Source organism: Pseudonocardia hierapolitana (genome assembly GCF_007994075.1).
In the GTDB taxonomy this organism is placed as follows: domain Bacteria; phylum Actinomycetota; class Actinomycetes; order Mycobacteriales; family Pseudonocardiaceae; genus Pseudonocardia; species Pseudonocardia hierapolitana.
The window spans coordinates 4,659,081-4,676,589 of record NZ_VIWU01000001.1 but is presented as its reverse complement, the minus strand read 5'-3'; the positions used below and the strand labels follow the sequence as shown (position 1 = coordinate 4,676,589).

Annotated in this window: 17 protein-coding genes and 1 pseudogene; 9 read left to right on the top strand and 9 right to left on the bottom strand. The window is 73.3% G+C overall.

Annotation, left to right across the window (positions count from 1 at the left end):
• The first annotated feature begins 18 nt into the window (after positions 1-18).
• The 3 genes from FHX44_RS22255 (at position 19) to FHX44_RS22245 (ending at position 3,403) form a co-directional block, all read left to right on the top strand.
• Positions 19-1,344, top strand: a complete 1,326-nt coding sequence (locus FHX44_RS22255) for an ABC transporter substrate-binding protein (protein WP_212612598.1) — start codon at positions 19-21, stop codon at positions 1,342-1,344.
• Positions 1,341-2,279, top strand: a complete 939-nt coding sequence (locus tag FHX44_RS22250; RefSeq protein ID WP_147257560.1) for a carbohydrate ABC transporter permease — start codon at positions 1,341-1,343, stop codon at positions 2,277-2,279. Before FHX44_RS22255 ends, FHX44_RS22250 begins: the two co-directional genes overlap by 4 nt.
• Before the next feature lie 308 nt (positions 2,280-2,587).
• Entirely contained in the window at positions 2,588-3,403 is an 816-nt protein-coding gene (locus FHX44_RS22245) for a carbohydrate ABC transporter permease (RefSeq protein ID WP_212612597.1), read from the top strand.
• Between the two features lie 39 nt (positions 3,404-3,442).
• On the opposite strand, the gene FHX44_RS22240 is transcribed toward FHX44_RS22245, so the two are convergent.
• The 6 genes from FHX44_RS22240 to FHX44_RS22215 are packed head-to-tail and all read right to left on the bottom strand — an operon-like array spanning position 3,443 to position 8,888.
• A complete protein-coding gene (locus FHX44_RS22240) occupies positions 3,443-4,366 on the bottom strand; it encodes a DNA-3-methyladenine glycosylase family protein (protein ID WP_147257558.1) in 924 nt (307 codons plus the stop codon).
• Between the two features lie 4 nt (positions 4,367-4,370).
• Complete coding sequence (gene manB / locus FHX44_RS22235; protein WP_147261375.1) at positions 4,371-5,441, bottom strand: mannose-1-phosphate guanylyltransferase; 1,071 nt, start codon at positions 5,439-5,441, stop codon at positions 4,371-4,373.
• A gap of 14 nt (positions 5,442-5,455) precedes the next feature.
• A complete protein-coding gene (locus FHX44_RS22230) occupies positions 5,456-6,208 on the bottom strand; it encodes a glycosyltransferase family protein (RefSeq protein ID WP_147257557.1) in 753 nt (250 codons plus the stop codon).
• Positions 6,209-6,260: 52 nt separating this feature from the next.
• A complete protein-coding gene (gene mmuM, locus FHX44_RS22225; protein ID WP_147257556.1) occupies positions 6,261-7,154 on the bottom strand; it encodes a homocysteine S-methyltransferase in 894 nt (297 codons plus the stop codon).
• Positions 7,155-7,173: 19 nt separating this feature from the next.
• Positions 7,174-8,010, bottom strand: a complete 837-nt coding sequence (locus FHX44_RS22220) for a tetratricopeptide repeat protein (protein WP_147257555.1) — start codon at positions 8,008-8,010, stop codon at positions 7,174-7,176.
• Positions 8,011-8,060: 50 nt separating this feature from the next.
• Positions 8,061-8,888, bottom strand: coding sequence for a glycosyltransferase (locus FHX44_RS22215; protein ID WP_246170518.1), 828 nt, complete (start codon positions 8,886-8,888; stop codon positions 8,061-8,063).
• A 163-nt stretch (positions 8,889-9,051) separates the two neighbouring features.
• Here FHX44_RS22215 and FHX44_RS22210 point away from each other — a divergent pair, with 163 nt between their 5' ends.
• The 3 genes from FHX44_RS22210 to FHX44_RS22200 are packed head-to-tail and all read left to right on the top strand — an operon-like array spanning position 9,052 to position 12,269.
• Entirely contained in the window at positions 9,052-10,680 is a 1,629-nt protein-coding gene (locus tag FHX44_RS22210) for an LCP family protein (RefSeq protein WP_246170517.1), read from the top strand.
• 34 nt (positions 10,681-10,714) lie between these two features.
• Positions 10,715-11,437, top strand: a complete 723-nt coding sequence (locus tag FHX44_RS22205) for a TIGR03089 family protein (RefSeq protein WP_147257553.1) — start codon at positions 10,715-10,717, stop codon at positions 11,435-11,437.
• 4 nt (positions 11,438-11,441) lie between these two features.
• Positions 11,442-12,269: a ChbG/HpnK family deacetylase gene (locus FHX44_RS22200; protein ID WP_212612596.1), complete on the top strand. Its 828-nt coding sequence runs from the start codon at positions 11,442-11,444 to the stop codon at positions 12,267-12,269.
• Here the strand turns inward: FHX44_RS22200 and FHX44_RS22195 are convergent.
• Together FHX44_RS22195 and FHX44_RS22190 are read right to left on the bottom strand one after the other, a co-directional pair.
• Positions 12,259-13,323, bottom strand: coding sequence for an acyltransferase family protein (locus tag FHX44_RS22195; RefSeq protein ID WP_170308990.1), 1,065 nt, complete (start codon positions 13,321-13,323; stop codon positions 12,259-12,261). The two genes, FHX44_RS22200 and FHX44_RS22195, sit on opposite strands and share 11 nt — an antisense overlap.
• Before the next feature lie 63 nt (positions 13,324-13,386).
• Complete coding sequence (locus FHX44_RS22190) at positions 13,387-13,938, bottom strand: TetR/AcrR family transcriptional regulator (RefSeq protein WP_147257551.1); 552 nt, start codon at positions 13,936-13,938, stop codon at positions 13,387-13,389.
• Positions 13,939-14,012: 74 nt separating this feature from the next.
• On the opposite strand from FHX44_RS22190, the pseudogene FHX44_RS44260 reads away from it, so the two are divergent.
• A pseudogene (locus tag FHX44_RS44260) lies at positions 14,013-14,986 on the top strand (alpha/beta hydrolase).
• Positions 14,987-14,995: 9 nt separating this feature from the next.
• Here the strand turns inward: FHX44_RS44260 and FHX44_RS22180 are convergent.
• On the bottom strand, positions 14,996-16,150 hold the full coding sequence (locus FHX44_RS22180) for an acyl-CoA dehydrogenase (protein ID WP_147257550.1): 1,155 nt from the start codon (positions 16,148-16,150) through the stop codon (positions 14,996-14,998).
• Positions 16,151-16,229: 79 nt separating this feature from the next.
• On the opposite strand from FHX44_RS22180, the gene FHX44_RS22175 reads away from it, so the two are divergent.
• Together FHX44_RS22175 and FHX44_RS22170 are read left to right on the top strand one after the other, a co-directional pair.
• Complete coding sequence (locus FHX44_RS22175) at positions 16,230-16,898, top strand: TetR family transcriptional regulator (RefSeq protein ID WP_147257549.1); 669 nt, start codon at positions 16,230-16,232, stop codon at positions 16,896-16,898.
• A 339-nt stretch (positions 16,899-17,237) separates the two neighbouring features.
• Positions 17,238-17,420: a DUF7455 domain-containing protein gene (locus FHX44_RS22170; protein ID WP_147257548.1), complete on the top strand. Its 183-nt coding sequence runs from the start codon at positions 17,238-17,240 to the stop codon at positions 17,418-17,420.
• Positions 17,421-17,509: the final 89 nt, after the last annotated feature.

The following is a 17,509-nucleotide window of genomic DNA, read 5'->3' as shown; positions in this document are numbered from 1 at the left end:
CTCCCGCAGGAGAGGACAGTGTTGACCTCACCGACGACCTCACGCCGCGGTTTCCTCCGCCTCGCCGGTCTCGGCGCGCTGGCCGCCGGGCTGCCGGCGTGCAGCTCGGTGCTCCCGGCGCCGGACACCACGGCGCCCGGCTTCGGCACCTCGGCCACCGGCAGCGTGCGCGTATGGTGCCGGGCCAACACGCAGACCGGGCTCACTGCGGTGGTGGATGCGTTCAACGCGAGCCAGGACCGGCTCGTCGTCGAGCTGACCCCGATTCCGGACGTCCAGTACGTCACGAAGCTCGCCACCGCGATCCGGGCCCGGGACGTGCCGGACCTGGTGGACATCGACGACATCAACTCGCTGCTGTTCGTCTTCCGCGACGCGTTCACCGACCTCACGGACCTGATCGCGCAGCTGGACTTCGGCGACCGGCTCAGCCCGGGGCACCTCGCGCTGGGCACGGTCGGCGAGCGCCGCTTCGCCGTCCCCTACCTCGCCGACAACTCCGCTCTGTTCTGCAACACGCGGCTGTTCGAGCAGGCCGGGCTCGACGTCGACGAGGCCACCACCGACCTCGACTCCCTGCTCGACGCGGCGCGGCGGATCACCGCGCTCGGTGGGGACGTCCGCGGCTGGACGTTCCCCGGCAACGCGACCGGTGCGCTCGGGTTCGTGGTGCAGCCGCACGTCTGGGCGGCCGACACCGACCTGATCAAGGGCGAGGTCGGCGCCCAGTCCGGCAACGTCGCCGGCAACGACGCGGTGGCGCGGATGCTCGAGTTCTACCGGGCGCTGTGGGCCGACGGGCTGGTGCCGCCGGAGAACTTCGCCGACGACGCATCGCGCTGGGGGTCGGACTTCCGGGCGGGCCGCATCGGGATGATGCCCACCAACTACAGCACCGTGACCTCGGACGCCGACCCGGCGCTCGTGGCCGCGACGACGGTCCGGCTGCTGCCCGGTCCGGACGGCGGCCGGGCGTTCTTCGACGGTGGCGACAACATGTGCATCCCGCGCGGCGCCACCAACGCGTCCGGCGCGTGGGAGTTCATGAGGTTCGCGCTCGACCTCCCGCAGCAGTCCGCGCTGCCCGAGGGCGGGTACACGCCCGTCCGCTCCGACGTCGCGACGCCGGAGTTCGCCGCGCGGTACCCGCTGGTCCTCCCCCCGCTGCTGCAGCAGCAGGAGGGCTACGCACCCAAGACGCTGTCCTACAACGAGATCTACAACCAGCCGGACGGCCCGTGGCTCACGATGTTCCGCCGCGCGGTCTTCGACGGCGAGATCGAGGCGGCAATGACAGAAGCGCAAGAGGGCTACGACCGGATCCTCGGGCAGGCCCGCGCATGAGCGCCGTGCTGTCCGCGTCTGCGGCGCGCCGGGCGCCCGATGCGGCACCGGCCCGGAAGCGGCAGCACTCGCTCACCCACCCGCCCCGCACCGGCCTGCTGCTGGTGGCGCCCGCACTGGCGATGATCGCGGTGTTCGTCCTGGTGCCGCTGCTGTTCGCGCTCGGGATCTCGTTCACGAACTGGCCGCTGATCGGGCAGGTCGAACCCAGCGGCCTCACGAACTACGTGAGCATCGGCAGCGACATCGGCTTCGCGGCGGCCGTCGGCTACACGCTGCTCTACACGGCGATCGTGACGCTGCCGATCCTCGTGCTCGGCTACGCGCTCGCCGTGCTGGTGCGCAGCAGGCGCCGGGGCGCGACGCTGCTGCGCACGGTGTTCTTCCTGCCGTTCGTGGTGGGGCTGACGACGCTGTCGTTCATCACGCTGCTGGAGGCGCAGCCGAACAGCGGCGCGATCAACCTCGTGCTCGCGGCCCTCGGCATCACCGACGGCAGCACCGCGTGGCTCGTGGACGGCGCGCTGGCCACCGTGCTGATCTCGGTGCTCGTGATCTGGGGCGTCGCGGGCCTGACGATGCTGCTGCTGATGGCCGGGATGCAGGCCATCCCCCGCGAGGTCTACGAGTCCGCCGACCTCGACGGCGCGAGCTGGTGGCAGCAGGAGTGGCGGATCACGATCCCGATGCTGCGCCGCACGATCGCGATGAGCCTGGTGATCTCGGTGATCGGCTCGCTGCTGGCGTTCACCCAGTTCTACATCCTCACGGGCGGCGGCCCGGGATCCGCGACGACGACCGTCGTCCTCCACATCTACAAGCGCGCCTTCGTGCAGCTGCAGCTCGGGGCGGCGACCGCCCTGTCGATCGTGCTGGTGGTCGTGGTCGCGCTGGTGACGGCCCTGCAGCTGCGGCTGCTGCGCAGCGAGGAGTGAACATGAGCGGGGACGCGAGCGGGCCGGTGCCGTCCCGCGGGGGAGGCGCGCAGGGAGCGAGGAACGAGCAGGCGGACGCGGTGCCGCGGGGGAGGCGCGCAGGGAGCGAGGAACGAGCGACCGAGCACCGGAGGAGCGGGACCGCGTCTCGAGGGCCTGCGAGCCGCCGGAGCGAAGCGGAGGCAATCGGACACGAGCGACCGAGCACCGGAGGAGCGGGACGGCACCTGAAGGGCCCGCGAGCCGCCGGAGCGAAGCGGAGGCCGATAGGGCACAGCACGGGCCGGCGCGAGACGCGCACCAAGCGGGTGCTCTACGCGGTGGGCGGCACGGGCGCCTTCCTGGTGTTCACCGTGCCGCTCGCGTGGGCGCTGTTCCGGTCCGTGCAGCCTGGCGACGTGATCGTGGCCGCGCCGGACCCGGCCACGTTCTTCGACGTGACCGGTGAGAACTTCGTCGCGCTGGTGACGGGCCCCGGCAACCTGATCGGGGCGGTCGGCAACAGCCTCGTCGTGGCGCTGTCCACGGCCGCGCTCACCACGGTGCTCGCCACCGCGGCGGGCTACGGGTTCGCCCGGTTCCGCTTCCGCTCGGGTCCGGTGCTGTTCGCGCTGGTCGTGGCGTCGATGATGGTGCCGTTCCAGGCGATCCTCACGCCGCTGTACCTGCAGATGAACACCATGCGGCTCACCGACAGCCTGTTCGGGCTGGTGCTGTTCAACACCACCGTGAACCTGCCGTTCGGGATCCTCGTGATGCGCAACGCCTTCTCGTCGGTGCCAGGCGAGCTGGAGGACTCGGCGCACATCGACGGGGCGAGCACCCTCCGGATCGTCACGTCGGTGCTCCGGCCGCTGATCGTGCCGGGCGCGGCCACCGTGGCGTTGTACGCCTTCCTCGCCGCGTGGACGGAGTTCCTCGGCGCCCTCACGTTCCTCACCGACCGCGACCTCTACACGCTCCCGGTGGCGCTGGTGAACCTGCAACAGGGCACGTACGGGGACATCGACTTCGGGTTCATCGCCGCCGGGTCGGTGATCGCGATGATCCCCTGCGTCGTGCTCTACGTGGCGCTCCAACGCTTCTACGTCGCGGGGCTGGCCTCCGGCGCGGTGAAGGGCTAGCAGACGCCCCGACCGACCCGGCCCCCTGCAGGTTCGTCATCAGATGGCCCGGTAGTCCTTCGCGGAGAAGCGCGGGCCGAAGCGGGGGCGGCGGAACCCCGAGGCCTCGATGTAGCGCACCGCCCGGTGGCGCTGCGGCACGTACGGGGCGAGCTCGGCGAGCATCCCCGCGTCGTCGAGGGGGCGACCGAGCAGCGCCCAGCCGACGACCGACGGGATGTGGAAGTCGCCGACGCTCACCGCGTCGGGGTCGCCCCAGGCGCGCTGGGCGATCTCCGCAGCGGTCCACACCCCGATCCCGGGCACCTTCCGCAGGAGCTCCCGCCCGCGGTTGCCGCCGAGCTCACAGGCCGCCTCCAGGCGGTGCGCCACCGCGGCCGAGGCCAGGATGGCGCGCCTGCGCGCCAGGTCGACGCCGGCCCGGTGCCACTCCCAGTCCGGGATCGCGCGCAGCTGCGCAGGCGACGGCGGCACCCGCATACCAGCAGGGGCCGGACCCGGCGCCGGGTCGCCGAAGCGGCGGCACAGCTCCCGCCACGAGCGCCGGGCCTCGGTGCCCGTGACCTTCTGCTCGAGCACCGAGGGCACCAGCACGTCCCACACCCGCATCGACGCACCGAGGCGCAGCCCCGGCATCCGCTTCGCGGTCTCCGCGACCAGCGGGTGGTGTGCGACGAACTCCTCCGGGCGGTCGTTCGCGCCGAGCAGCGCCGGGATGCCCTCGAGGGACCAGGCGGCGCCGGGACCCCACGCCTGCGCGACCACGGTGCCGTCGGCGCGCCGGTGCAGCGCAAGGGTGGCCGGGCCGTCCGGAGTGGTGCCGGTCCGCCAGATCGCCGCGCCGTCGGCGTGCCACGTGGGGTCGCCGCGGCCGCGCCGCAGCGGGCCGAGCACGGCGGCGACGTCGAGCCGGAAGTCCGGCCGCCACTCCCTCGTGCTCGCGCCCGCCGCGGCGGTCGTCATGTGATCAGACGTCCGGGGAGAAGCGCAGCCCGTGCGGGGGCAGCACCACGTCGGGCCAGATCCGCATGCCGTGCCGCAGCTCGCAGTGGGCGCCCACGACGGCCCGGTCGCCGATCACGGCGTCGTACACGGCGGCGCTCTCCTCGACGCGCGCGCCGGTGCCGACGACCGAGTTCACGACGCGCGCGTTGTCCTCGACGACGGCGCCGTCGAACAGCATCGAGCCGTCGACCCGGGCGCCCTTGCCGATCTTCACGCCGCGCCCGACGATCGTGCCGCCGAACACACGTGCGGAGTCGTCGACGTTCGCGTCCTCCAGCAGCAGCGACTCACCGGTCGGCCCGGGGAGCGCCGCCGACGGCGCCACGCCGCGTACGAGGTCGGCGGAGCCCTTCACCAGGTCGAGCGGGGTGCCCAGGTCGCGCCAGTAGGCGGCGTCGACGTGCCCGGAGACGCGGGCACCTGCCTCAAGCATCCCGGGGAACGTCTCGCGCTCCACCGACACCGGCCTGCCCTCGGGGATCGACTCGATCACCTCGCGGCGGAACACGTAGCAGCCGGCGTTGATCTGGTCGGTCGGCGGGTCCTCGGTCTTCTCGAGGAACGCGGTGACCCGGCCGTCCTCGTCGGTGGGCACGCAGCCGAACGCCCGCGGGTCCTGCACGCGCACCAGGTGCAGCGTGGCATCCGCCTTGGTGCGGCGGTGGGTCTCGACCACCGCGGTCAGGTCCGTGCCGCACAGCACGTCACCGTTGAAGACGAGCACGTCCGGCGCGGAGAGGTACTTGTAGACGTTGCGGATGCCACCGCCGGTGCCCAGCGGCTCGTCCTCGACGACGTACTCGATCTCCAGGCCGAGCGGCTTGCCGTCACCGAAGTACTCGGAGAAGGTCTCCGCGAGGTACGAGGTGCCGAGCACCACCCGGCGCACCCCGGCGGCCTGGATGCGGGAGAGCAGGTGTGCCAGGAACGGCACGCCGGCCGTCGGCAGCATGGGCTTGGGCGCCGACAGCGTGAGCGGCCGAAGCCGCGTTCCCTTGCCGCCGACCAGCACCACGGCCTCGACGTCGTCCAGCACGCGCTCTCCTCCTACGGTTTCAGGTCCGGTGCGCGGCGCGCGAGCGCCGCCAGCGCCCGCGCCGGTCCACGAGCGCGGTCGCGCACGTACCGGTGCAGCCCGGCCGCGTGCGGCTCCAGGATGCCGTGCCGCTCCACGAACGTGTCACCGGGCTCGGCATCCGCCTCGGCATTCGGGACGAACACGACGAGCCACCCCGCCCGGCCCAGCCGGTCCCCCAGGTCGACGTCGCCGATCCCGCCGGGTCCGTCCAGGTAACGGCCGTCGAACCCGTCGACGGAGTCCCACGCGGCGCGGCGAACCAGCGCGCCTGCGGTGGACAGCCAGCCCGTCGGCCCGGCGCCGGTGCCGCTCGCGATCCGCCCGCGCGCGGCGTCGAGCAGGCCCGGCACCGGTCCCCCGGCCGGCCCGGGGACGCCGTGCAGCGCCGGGCCCAGCAGCCCCGCCCGCGGACACCGGACCGCTGCGGCGAGCAGCGTGTCGATCGCACCGGGGCGCCACCGCAGGCCCGGGTCGGCGAGCACGACCCACCCGACGTCGGGTTCCAGCCCGGCCACGCCGCGGTTGACCGCAGCCGCCCAGCCGACGTCCTCGGGCAGCCGCACCACATCCTCGTCCCGCGCGCAGGAGGCGGTGCCGACGACGACCAGGCGCGTGCCGGCGGGCAGCGAGGCCCGGAGCCCGTCGACGGACGGCCGCCCCCGCCGGGTGACGGTGACGACGGCGAGCCGGTCGCCGTAGGCCCGAACGGGATCGCTCAGCACGCCCGCACGGTAGCCGGACGGCCGCCGGGCCCCTGGTTCAGGAAAGCCACATTCAGGGCTTCGTAGGCCCTGAATGTGGCTTTCCTGAACTTCCGAGGACCTCTGCAAGTGCCGCGATGTCCGCCGGCCCCACCCGGCAGCAGCCGCCGACGATCCGCGCGCCCTCCGAGACCCACCTGCGGGCGTCGGCGCCACTGAAGCAGGAGGGGCCGGCCCACGCCCGCGCCCCGGCGTCCCAGCCCTCCCCGCTGTTCGGGTAGGCGATCGCCGGTTTGCCGGTGATCTCGCGGGCGAGCGCGACGGCGGCCGGCACGTCCGCGGGCGCGCAGCAGTTGACGCCGACGGCGACGATCTCCGGCACGTCGGCGGCCACGGCGAAGGCGTCGGCGAGCGGCTGGCCCGCGCGGGTGCGATCGCCGTCGATGCTGTAGCTCAGCCACGCCGGCACGCCGAGCCCGGCGAGGGCACCGACGACGGCCTCGGCCTCGTCGACGTCGGGCACGGTCTCGAGCGCGAGCAGATCGGGGCCCGCCGCCGCGAGTGCCTCCATCCGCGGCCGGTGCCACGCCCGCAGGGCGGCGACGCTCAGCCCGTAACGACCGCGGTACTCCGACCCGTCGGCCAGCACGGCACCGTACGGCCCCACCGAAGCCGCCACCCACCGCCTGCGGCCATCCGCCGGTACGGCGGCGCGGGCCAGCTCGACGCTGCGGCGCAGCAACCGCTCGGCGCCTGCCGTGTCGACGCCTCGCGCGGCCAGACCGTCGAAGGAGGCCTGGTAGCTCGCCGTGATCGCAACGTCGGCACCGGCGGCGAAGAAGGCCCGGTGAACGGCCGTGATCTCCGAGGGGGCGTCGATCAGGAGCCGGGCCGACCACAGCGCGTCGGAGAGGTCGTGCCCGCGGGCCTCGAGCGCGGTGGCCATGCCGCCGTCGGTGACGAGCACGGAGTCGTGCAGCGGGAGATCAGTACTCGTCGGCGTCCACCCCGTCCACCTCGGCCAGCGCCTCGAGGGCCTGCCGGTCGCCCTCGGCGACGGCGATCTCCAGGTACGGGCGCGCCTCGTCGACCCTACCTTCGTCGAGGAGGAAGCGACCGAGCGCGAAGGCCCACCCGGGCTCGGCGATCCGCTCGGCCTCCCGGAACTCCCGCTCCGCGGCGGCCACGTCGCCGCGGGCTAGCAGGAATTGCCCATACGCGGTGCGGGCCCGCAACGCGCCGAGCTCCCCGGCGCGCCGGTAGAGCGCGTCGGCGTCGGAGAAGCGGCCCTGCTGCGCGCGGACGTCGGCCAGCGCCAGGATCGTGTCGGGGCGCCGCTCCGTCGCGTACCGCTCCGCGGCGGCCGCGGCGGCGGGCAGGTCGCCCGCCTCGAGATGCAGCGCCACCAGGTTGGCCGCGGCGAGCTGGTCACCCGCGGCGGCGGCGTCGACGAGCAGGTGCACGGCCTCGACCAGCCGCCCCTCGTCGCGCAGCAGGATCGCCAGGTCGTTCGCGGCCGGCACGTCACCCGACTCGACCGCGAGGCGGAGGACCGACTCGGCCCGGTCCCACTCGCCGAGCTGCACCAGTGCGACGCCCAGCCGCCCGGCGAACCGCAGGTCCTCCTGCTCGACGTGCGGTTCCAGCACGTCGACGACCGCCCGCCAGCTCCCGCTGTCGAAGTAGGCCCGCACGAGCAGGTCGAGCGCCGACGGGGCGCCGCCCGCCACGGCCTGGCGCAGTACCTCCGCGGCCTCGAGCGGTCGGCCCTCGGCGAGCAGCGCGACACCCTGCACCGCGAGATCCTCGGGCGACTGATCCATCACACCCCCTCGATCGGGTGGCGCGATGCTTCCACTACCTCCGAGGAATGTCACCGTCGGTAGGGAGCGATTACTCTCCGATACGCCGAACGGCGGAGGCTCTCCGGGACCAATCGGTAGCCACCGCGTACGACCAGGTTGCGAGCGAACTGGGCGGGCGTGGTGAACCCGAGCTCGCGGAAGCGGCGCTGCACGGCGATCTCGGCCCGCAACAGCTCGAGCCCCCCGCGGCGGCCGTACGCGCCCGCGCCCACGCGGTACTTCACGAGGGGCTCGGCGACGTTGGCCACCCGCGCGTCGGCGAGGATGAGCTTCGCCCAGAGCAGGTAGTCCTCCATCTTCGCGAAGTCGGTGTAGCCGCCCACGCCGGTGACGAGCGGCCGCCGGTACACGACGGTCGGATGGTTGAACGGGGTCGCGAACCGGGCCCGGCGCCGGATCTCCGCCGGATCCGTCGGAACGGCGCGGGTGGCGACGATCTCGTCCGGGTCGTCGGCGAACTCGACCAGCCCGGACCCGACGATGTCGACCCCGGATTCGATGATCGGCAGCTGCACCGCGAACCGGTGGGGCAGGGAGATGTCGTCGGCGTCCATGCGGGCCACGACGTCGTGGTGGCACGCGGCGAGCCCTGCGTCGAGCGCCGGGCCGAGACCGACGTTGCGCTCCAGCTCCACGACGTCCACCGCCACGGGGCTCTCCTTCACGAGCTCCGTGATCTTCTCGGCGAGCGGGTCGGGCACCGGCCCGTCACGCACGATGACGACCTGGTCCGGCCGTCGGGTCTGCGCGTCCACCGAGGAGTGGAACGCGTCGGCGAGGAAGTCGGGCCGGTCACCTGCCCAGACGGGCAGCAGAAGCGACAGCTGCTCGGACAACGAGAGCTCCCTCCGCTCCGGGCACGTCCACCCGAGTAACGGTGCGTAAATGGCAGTGCCGCGACGGCGGTCACCCGCGACACGCCCCGCGGCGTCCTGGACGAGCGCGTTCCGTGTTGCACCCTAGGAGAGGAGGATGATCCCGACGCGCGGAGGTGCACCGATGGAGGGACGGAGCACGACGCGCACGACGCTCACCCGGCCCCGGCCGGCGGGCTGGGACCGTGCGCCTGCCGTTCCCCGACACCCCCGGCCGGGGGACGTCCCTCGCCCGCGCACCGGTCTCCGGCCGGGGCGCGTCGAGCGGCCGGGGCGCCGTCTCCGGCGACGGCTCCGCATCGCGCTGGTGGTGGCGTCGGCGCTGGTCATGGCGCTCACCGGCACGGCGTGGGGCCTGTACCGCGACGTCACGGCGGGCATCAGCACCACGGATGTGATCGCGGGCGGCGGGGACGGCGGCGACCTGAACATCCTGCTCGTCGGCGTGGACAGCCGCACCGACGCGCACGGCAACCCGCTGCCGCCCGAGGTGCAGCGGATGCTCTCGAGCGGCCCCGACACCGGCGTGCTGAACTCCGACACGATCATCCTGCTGCACGTGCCGGAGGGCGGTGGGGCCGCCACCGCGTTCTCCATCCCGCGCGACGCCTACGTGAACATCCCCGGCTACCGCCGCGACAAGATCAACGCCGCGTACCCGGCGACCAAAGCGCTCGCCGCCGAGCGGCTGGTGGCAGAGGGGGTGAAGGACCCGCAGCAGATCGAGACCGAGTCTGCGCAGGAGGGCCGCAGCACCCTCGTCCGCACCGTCGAGAACCTGACGGGGCAGAGCGTCGACCACTACGCCGAGATCAACCTGCTCGGGTTCTACAACCTCACCACCGCGATCGGTGGCGTCGACGTCTGCCTGCGCGATCCCGTCGACGACCCGCTGTCCGGCGCCCGTTTCCCTGCGGGCCCGCAGACGATCTCCGGGACCGATGCGCTCGCGTTCGTCCGCCAGCGGCACGGCCTGCCCGAGGGCGACCTGTCCCGCATCCGGCGTCAGCAGGTGTTCCTCGCCGCTGTCGCCGACAAGATCCTCGCCGGTGGCACGTTGTCCGACCCTGCCCGGCTCGGCACGCTCGTCGAGGTGGCGCAGCAGTCGCTCGTCATCGACGCGGGCTGGGACCTGCTCGGGTTCGCCGGGCAGGCGGCCGACATCGCGGCCGGGAACCTGCAGTTCGTCACGATCCCCACCGACGGCCGCGACTCCAACGCCCGCGGCGACGTCGTGCTCGTCGATCCCCGGACCGTCGAGGAGTTCATCGAGCGGCGGATCGGCGAACAGGCCGCAGCCGCGGAGGCCGCCGCGCAGGCCGCCGCGCAGGCCGCAGAGGCGCGGGCCGCGTTGCCACCCCCGCCGCCCGCCGACCTCATCGCGTCGCGCTACGTGGTGGACGTGCAGAACGGCTCGGCGCTGGGTGGGATGGCCGCCTCGGTGGCCGACCACCTGCGCGGTCTCGGGTTCGCACGCGGGATCGTGGACAACACCGAGGCCACCGACACCTCCGTGGTCCGCTACACCGGCCCCGACGCCGAGGCCGCGCGGGTGGTGGCGGAGCAGCTGGGCGACATCAGCACCGAGCACGACGGATCGGTGGCCCGCGGGCACCTCAACGTGGTGCTGGGCTCCGACTTCGACCCGGCGGTGGTGCCCGCGGAGGCGAGCGAGCCGCCTGCACCCACCACGAACGCCGCGCCGAAGCCGACGGAACCGGTCACGGCCTCGGGCGTGCCGTGCATCGACTGAGGGCGGCCGGCGGGGGCCGCCATATGGTGGGGGCGTGACCCTCACCGCCGCTCTGCTCGGTCCGCTGCGCACCGGCAGCTCCGCCGCTCGCCCGCTGATCACGTTCTACGACGACGCGACCGGCGAACGCGTGGAGCTCTCCGGCACCACCACGGCCAACTGGGCCGCGAAGGCGGCCAACCTGCTGCGCGAGGAGTGCGACGTCGAGCCGGGCACGCCGGTCGCGCTGCTGCTGCCCGCGCACTGGCAGACGGCCGCCGTGCTGCTCGCGGCCTGGTGGTGCGGGGCCGAGGTCGTCAGCGAGCCGACCGGCGCCGAGTGGGTGCTGTGCGACGCGGACCGGGTCGACATCGCGCTGGCGTCCGACCCGGCCGGTGGCGTGGTGGCGCTGTCGCTCGACGCCTTCGGCAAGGGCGTCCCCGGCCTGCCGCCGGGGGTGGTCGACTTCGCCACCGAGGTCCGGCTGCAGGGTGACGACTTCGTGCCGTGGGAGCAGGTTCCCGGCAGCGCCCCCGCCCTCGACGGCGCGAGCGTCGACGAGGTCCTCGCGGGCGCCAGGGCCCGCGCGGGCGAGCTGGGTCTGTCGCGCACCGACCGCGTGCTGTCCACCCTGGACTGGAACACGGGCGACTGCCTGCGGGACGGTCTGCTCGCGGTGCTGGCCGCGGAGGCGTCGCTGGTGCAGGTCCGCCACCCGGACGAGGCCGCGCTGGCCCGCCGCGCCACGGCCGAACGCACCACGGTCCGGCTCGGATAGCCGGGTGCTGTCCAGCGAGCTGCTCGGCCTCCCGCCCGACGCGCGCGTCCTGATCGTGAACGCCGACGACCTCGGCATGAGCCGCGCGGTCAACGCCGGCGTCATCGCCGCCGTCGAGGAGGGGATCGCGACCTCGTGCAGCCTGATGGTGCCCTGCCCTGGCGCCGGGCAGGCGATGCGGCTGCTGCGCGAGCGCCCGCACGTCCCGTTCGGGATCCACCTCACGCTGGTGCGCGATCACCCGCTCGACCGGTGGGCTCCGGTCGCGCCGGCAGGGGAGGTCCCGACGCTGGTGGAGGCGGACGGCCTGCTCCCCCGGTACGGGCAGGTCGAGCGGCTCGTCGCGCGAGCGCGCATCGAGGAGGTCGAGCGGGAGTTCCGCGCCCAGCTCGACGTCGTGCTCGCCGCCGGCCTGCACCCCACCCACCTGGACTTCCACAGCATCGCCGACGGCGGGCGCGACGACGTCCTCGACCTCGCGGTGGCGCTCGCCGAGGAGCACCGGCTCGCCGTGCGCGTGTGGCTGGAACCGGGCCGTCGGCGGGCCCGCCGGAACGGCCGTCCGGTGGTCGACCACCCGTTCCTGGACAGCACCCGCCTCCACCCGGCCACCAAGGCCGACCGCTACGCCGAGCTGCTGCGGGCCCTGCCGCCCGGGCTCACCGAGTGGGCGGTGCACCCCGCCACCGCCGACCGGGACGGCGAGCGCGGACGCCGCGCCGACCTCGAGTTCCTCGTCTCGCCGCTCGCCCGCGAGCTCGTCGCCGACGAGGGTGTCGTCCTGGTCGACTACCGCCCCGTGCAGGAGGCCTGGAACCGCGTCATCCCGTGACCGTCGCCGGGGCCCGGTAGGCCAGCCGCCGCGGGAGCGCGAAGAGCCACGCGCCGCCCCCCGCCACCAGCAGGCGATGCGTCAGGAGCGACAGCACGGTGCACACGACCGCGATCGCCGCGGGAAGCGCGTACTGCGCCACGGGCGGGACGTCGAGGTTCGCCACCCCGACCATGACCACGGCGATCCAGAAGATGTGGATCAGGTAGACCGGCAGCGTCTGCGCGCCGAGGGCGACGAGCGGGCGACCCACCCGGTACCGCGCGACCCAGGCGGCGAACAGCACCCCGAACGTGACGGCGAGGAGGTTCAGCCCGAGCGCGATGCCCGGGATCGAACGGAGGCCGAGCACGACGGCGCCCGCCGCACAGCCGACGCACGCCGCGGCCGTGACGGTCACCCGGAGCGCCGTGCTGGACCGGGCCACCCGCTCGACGAGCGTCCGGGCGTGCCAGCCGAGCAGGAAGAAGAACAGGTGGCGGGCCATGCGCGTCCAGACCTCGGCCTCGAACTGCAGGATCTCCGCCCCGACGAACGCCGACACCACGCCTGCGGCTCCGAGCTGGAGCCACACCGGCACCGGGCGGCTCAGCTTGGCGATCACCGCGAAGAGTGCGAGCGCGTAGATGAACCACACCCCGGAACCTGGGACCAGTGGCGCCATGGCCAACGCGACGACGTCCGTGTCGTGGACGTAGGGGTCCACGGCCGCCACCGCGGGGATGTGGAAGAAGGCGAAGCGGAGCAGGGTCCACAGCGCGAAGAGGTAGAGGAAGAACGCGACGCGCTTGTGCAGCAGCGTCCGCCACGGCGCCGCGAGCGGCCCCGCGACGAAGAGCCCGGAGACGAGGAAGAACAACGGCATGCGCATCGACGCGAGTGCGGTGTTGACGGCCACCACGGCCGGCGGCGCGAGCCCGGACGTGTGGAGGAACGACACCGCGTGGTGAGCCACCACGAGCAGGATCGACAGGCCCTTGGCCGCATCGACCCATGCCGATCGGGACGGGTCGCGTATCGGCAAGGACAGTGGGGAGCTGTGTTGCGCCGACATCCGCGCGGAGGATTCCATCCTTCGGTGCAAGGCACAACCGGTGACGGTGTAGTCACAGCTTGATCAACCCTCTTGGGTGAAATATCCGCAGACCATCTCGACCAGCGCGTCCACGTCGGCCTCGACCATCGGCTCGCCGGTCATCCCCATCCGGTGGAGCAGGATCCCGACGACGACATCGATCAGGAACAGGACCCGGTTCTCCGGCTCGTCCAGCACGTCCTGCAGTGCGCGCCGGTACGGGTCCTGCAACCGCGCGGACAGGACCTCGCGCAGGTCAGGGTCGCTCACGGCGTCGCTGAACACGCCCGCGAAGGCCGCGCCCACCCCGGGCTCGCCGATCTTCCCAGCGGCCCAGCGGATGGCCGAGGCGATCACCTCGGCCTTGCCTGCGCCCTCGAGCGGCGCCGGGCCGAACGCGTGGACGAGGCAGTCCGCCACCAGCGCACCCTTCGACGGCCATCGGCGGTAGATCGTCGTCTTCGCCACACCCGCCGCTGCGGCGATGCGGTCGACGGTGGCGTGGGCGTAGCCGAGCTCGTGGACCGTGCTCAGCGTCGCGGCGAAGACCACGTCGTCGATGCCGGAGCGGGGGCGACCGGGCGGTCTGGTCATGGCCGCACGATAGCCAATTGCGCTACGATCAGTATCGATACCTCCGGTAGCGAAACTCCGGTCGAGGAGGAGACATGACCGACGTCATGAGCGCGGAACGGCTCCCACTGGGCATCCGGCTGCTGCAGGCCCTGAGGAAGGAGCCCGACTGGTCGGCCATGACGGAGGAGGACCTGGCCGCCTTCCGCGACGCGGAGAACCGCAGGCGGGCCTCCCGTCTGATCCGGGTGATCACCGGGCTCCCGGACCGCAGCGCCACGATCCGCTGGCAGGAGGTGGCGCTACCGGACCGAACGGTCCGGGTCCGGGTCTACCGGCCCTCGCCAGGGCCCGCCGCCCTGCCGCTGGTGCTCCACGTGCACGGCGGCGGGTTCGTGGGCACGGCCGTGCAGAGCGACTGGGTCAACAGCCACCTCGCGGCACGGCTGCCCGCCCTCGTCGTCTCCGTCGAGCACCGCCTCCTCGACGCGAGGACGCCGCTCGCTGCGGCCGTCGACGACGGCTGGGACGTGCTCCGGCAGGTGGTGCGGCACGGCACCGAATGGGGAGCCGACCCGATCGCGCCGCCGTCTTCGGCGAGAGCGCGGGCGGGCTGGTCACGGCGCTCGCCGCGATCCGGGCCAGGGATTCCGGCCTGTCCCTCCGGGCGCAGGTGCTCGTCAACCCCGCTGTCGATCTCACCGACACGATGACCGAGCACGCCTCGTTCGCCCAGCACGCCGACAGCCCGACGCTGACCCTCACGCAGATGCGCCTGTTCCACCGGCTGGCCGTTCCGCCGGGAACCGATCCCCGCGCCCTGTCGCCGCTGCACGCCGACGACCTGAGCGGGCTGGCCCCCGCGCTCGTGGTGGTTCCGACCGTCGACCCGGTGGCCGATCACGGCCGCCGCTACGCCGAACGGCTGCGGGAAGCCGGCGCACCCGCGCAGCTCGCCGAGCACCCCGGAGCGCCGCACGCGTTCCTCAGCATGCCCGGCCTGGTCCCGCAGGCGAAGGCGGCGCGGGCGGAGATCCTCGAGTTCCTCGGAACCCGGCTCGCCGGGTGACGCCACGCATCACCTCAGCAGGGCCCGCGCCATCACCATCCGCTGGATCTGGTTGGTGCCCTCGTAGATCTGCGTGATCTTCGCGTCGCGCATCATGCGCTCCACCGGGAAGTCCTTGGTGTAGCCGTAGCCACCCAGCAGCTGCACGGCGTCGGTGGTGACGCTCATCGCCGTGTCGGAGGCGAAGCACTTCGCCGCGCTGGAGATGAACCCGAGGTCCGGCTCGCCGCGCTCGGCGCGCGAGGTGGCGACGTAGACGAGCTGGCGGGCGGCCTCCACCTTCATCGCCATGTCGGCGAGCATGAACTGGATGCCCTGGAACTCGGCGATGTGCCTGCCGAACTGCTTGCGCTCCTTGACGTACGCGGTGGCGACGTCGAGCGCGCCCTGCGCGATTCCGACGGCCTGCGCGCCGATCGTCGGGCGCGTGTGGTCGAGCGTGGAGAGCGCGGTCTTGAAGCCGGTGCCCTCGGCGCCGATGATGCGGTCGGCCGGGATCCGGCAGTCGGTGAAGTAGATCTCCCGGGTGGGCGAGCCGTTGATCCCCAGCTTGCGCTCCTTGGGCCCCACCTCGAAGCCGGGGTCGTCGCGGTGCACGACGAACGCCGAGATCCCGTTGGCCTTCTTCTCCGGGTCGGTCACGGCCATCACCGTGTACCAGGTGGACTCGCCGGCGTTGGTGATCCAGCACTTGGTGCCGTTGAGCACCCAGGAGTCGCCCTCGCGGCGGGCGCGGGTCTTCATCGACGCGGCGTCCGAACCCGCCTCGCGTTCCGACAGCGCGTAGCTGATCATCGCGTCGCCCGCCGCGATGGACGGGAGGACCTGGCGCTTCAGCTCGTCGGACGCCGACAGCAGGATCGGCGTGAGCCCCAGCCCGTTGACGGCCGGGATCAGCGAGGACGAGGCGCAGACGCGCGCCACCTCCTCGATCACGATGCAGCCCGCCAGCTCGTCGGCCCCCTCGCCGCCGTACTCCTCGGGGATGACGACGGCCTGGAGCCCCGCCTTGACCAGGGCGTTCTGCGCCTCGATCGGGTAGCGGCCCTGCTCGTCGACCTCCGCGGCGTACGGGGCGATCTCCTTCTCCGCGAGCGCCCGCACCGCCTGGCGCAGCGCCTCGTGCTCGTCGCTGAGCCGGTAGGTGTCGAAGTCGGGGTTCATGGTGACAGCGTAACGGCACTGCGTGCCATCTGTACACCGATCCTGCTACCCTCCGTGCCATCGAAGGATGGGGAGACACATGACCGGCACTTCCCGTCGCGGCCGCTCCCCCGAGGGCCGGGCCGAGGTGCGCCGGGAGCTCGTGGCCGCCGCGATCCGCCTGTTCCGCGACCGGGGGTACGAGGAGACGACCGTCGACGACATCGCGGCCGCGGCCGGCGTCGGGCGTCGGACGTTCTTCCGCTACTTCCCGAGCAAGGAGGACGCGATCTCGCCCGACCACGAGGTCGGCCTCGCACGGGTCGCGGAGGTGTTCGCCACCGCCCACCCGGCCGAACCGACCGCGGCGCTCGTGGTGCGAGCAGGCGAGACGGTCTTCGACCTCTACGCCGACGACCCCCAGCTCTCCGTTCAACGCTTCCGGCTCACGCACGAGGTGCCTGCCCTCCGGGATCGCGAGTCGGCGCGGGTCGACCACTACCGCCGCCTGTTCACGCGGCGGCTGCGCGAGCGCTTCGCCGGAGAGCCGGACGGCGACCTGCGCGCGGCGGTGACCGGCGCCGCCGTGGTGGCCGCCCACAACCTCGCACTGCGCGCGTGGCTGGCCGCCGGCGGCAGGCCCGACGATCTGGAGAGCTGGCGGGAGCAGTTCCGGAAAGTGGTCGACATGCTGCCCCGCGAGCCGAGCCTGCACGATGTGGCGGAGCGCCTCGAGGCCGCCGTCGCCCGGCTGGAACGCCGAGCCTGACGCGTACCACACCGGACGAGCCCCCGTCCACGGCAGGCCTGGGGGACAGCCCCCATCGTGAAGGTCACGCTGGCGGCAGTCCGACGGGAGGACAGCGGGGTGGTAGCGCCCTCGACCGGTGCCGGATCCTTCTTCATGCCGCAGCCGGCGATCTGGCGGAACGGAGTTCGACGATGAGCACGCAGGCGCCCCCCTCAGCCACCGTGACCTCGCCCCTCTCCGCCACGTCGATCACGCCGGGACCACCTGCGGCACGGCCGGCGAACTGGTCGCGGGCGGCAGGCACCCCCGCGACCAGTCCGCTGTCCGCCGCCCGCGGCGCGTAGCGGGACGGCCGCCGTGTTCCCCGCAGGGGCAGCGCCCGTTCTCACCCGGCAGGACCGCTGCGACCGCTGCGCGGCCGAGGCCCAGGTGCGCGCCGTGCTCCCGAGCGAGCTCGACCTCCTGTTCTGCGCGCACCACGCCCGCAAGCACGCGCCCCGCCTCCGCGAGATCGGCGCGCTGCTCTCACCCGAGCCCTGAGCTCCCCGGCACCCAACTGCGGGCCCGGTCGCGATCGCGACCGGGCCCGCAGTTGGTCCGGACATGCGTGATCCCCGGGCCGCAGCGGG

Coding starts and splice junctions, on each gene's coding strand:
- FHX44_RS22250 (WP_147257560.1), top strand. CDS start 1,341: ATGAGCGCCGTGCTGTCCGCGTCTGCGGCGCGCCGGGCGCCCGATGCG.
- FHX44_RS22240 (WP_147257558.1), bottom strand. CDS start 4,366: ATGACGACCGCCGCGGCGGGCGCGAGCACGAGGGAGTGGCGGCCGGAC.
- FHX44_RS22220 (WP_147257555.1), bottom strand. CDS start 8,010: ATGGATCAGTCGCCCGAGGATCTCGCGGTGCAGGGTGTCGCGCTGCTC.
- FHX44_RS22210 (WP_246170517.1), top strand. CDS start 9,052: ATGGAGGGACGGAGCACGACGCGCACGACGCTCACCCGGCCCCGGCCG.
- FHX44_RS22195 (WP_170308990.1), bottom strand. CDS start 13,323: ATGTCGGCGCAACACAGCTCCCCACTGTCCTTGCCGATACGCGACCCG.
- FHX44_RS22190 (WP_147257551.1), bottom strand. CDS start 13,938: ATGACCAGACCGCCCGGTCGCCCCCGCTCCGGCATCGACGACGTGGTC.
- FHX44_RS22180 (WP_147257550.1), bottom strand. CDS start 16,150: ATGAACCCCGACTTCGACACCTACCGGCTCAGCGACGAGCACGAGGCG.
- FHX44_RS22175 (WP_147257549.1), top strand. CDS start 16,230: ATGACCGGCACTTCCCGTCGCGGCCGCTCCCCCGAGGGCCGGGCCGAG.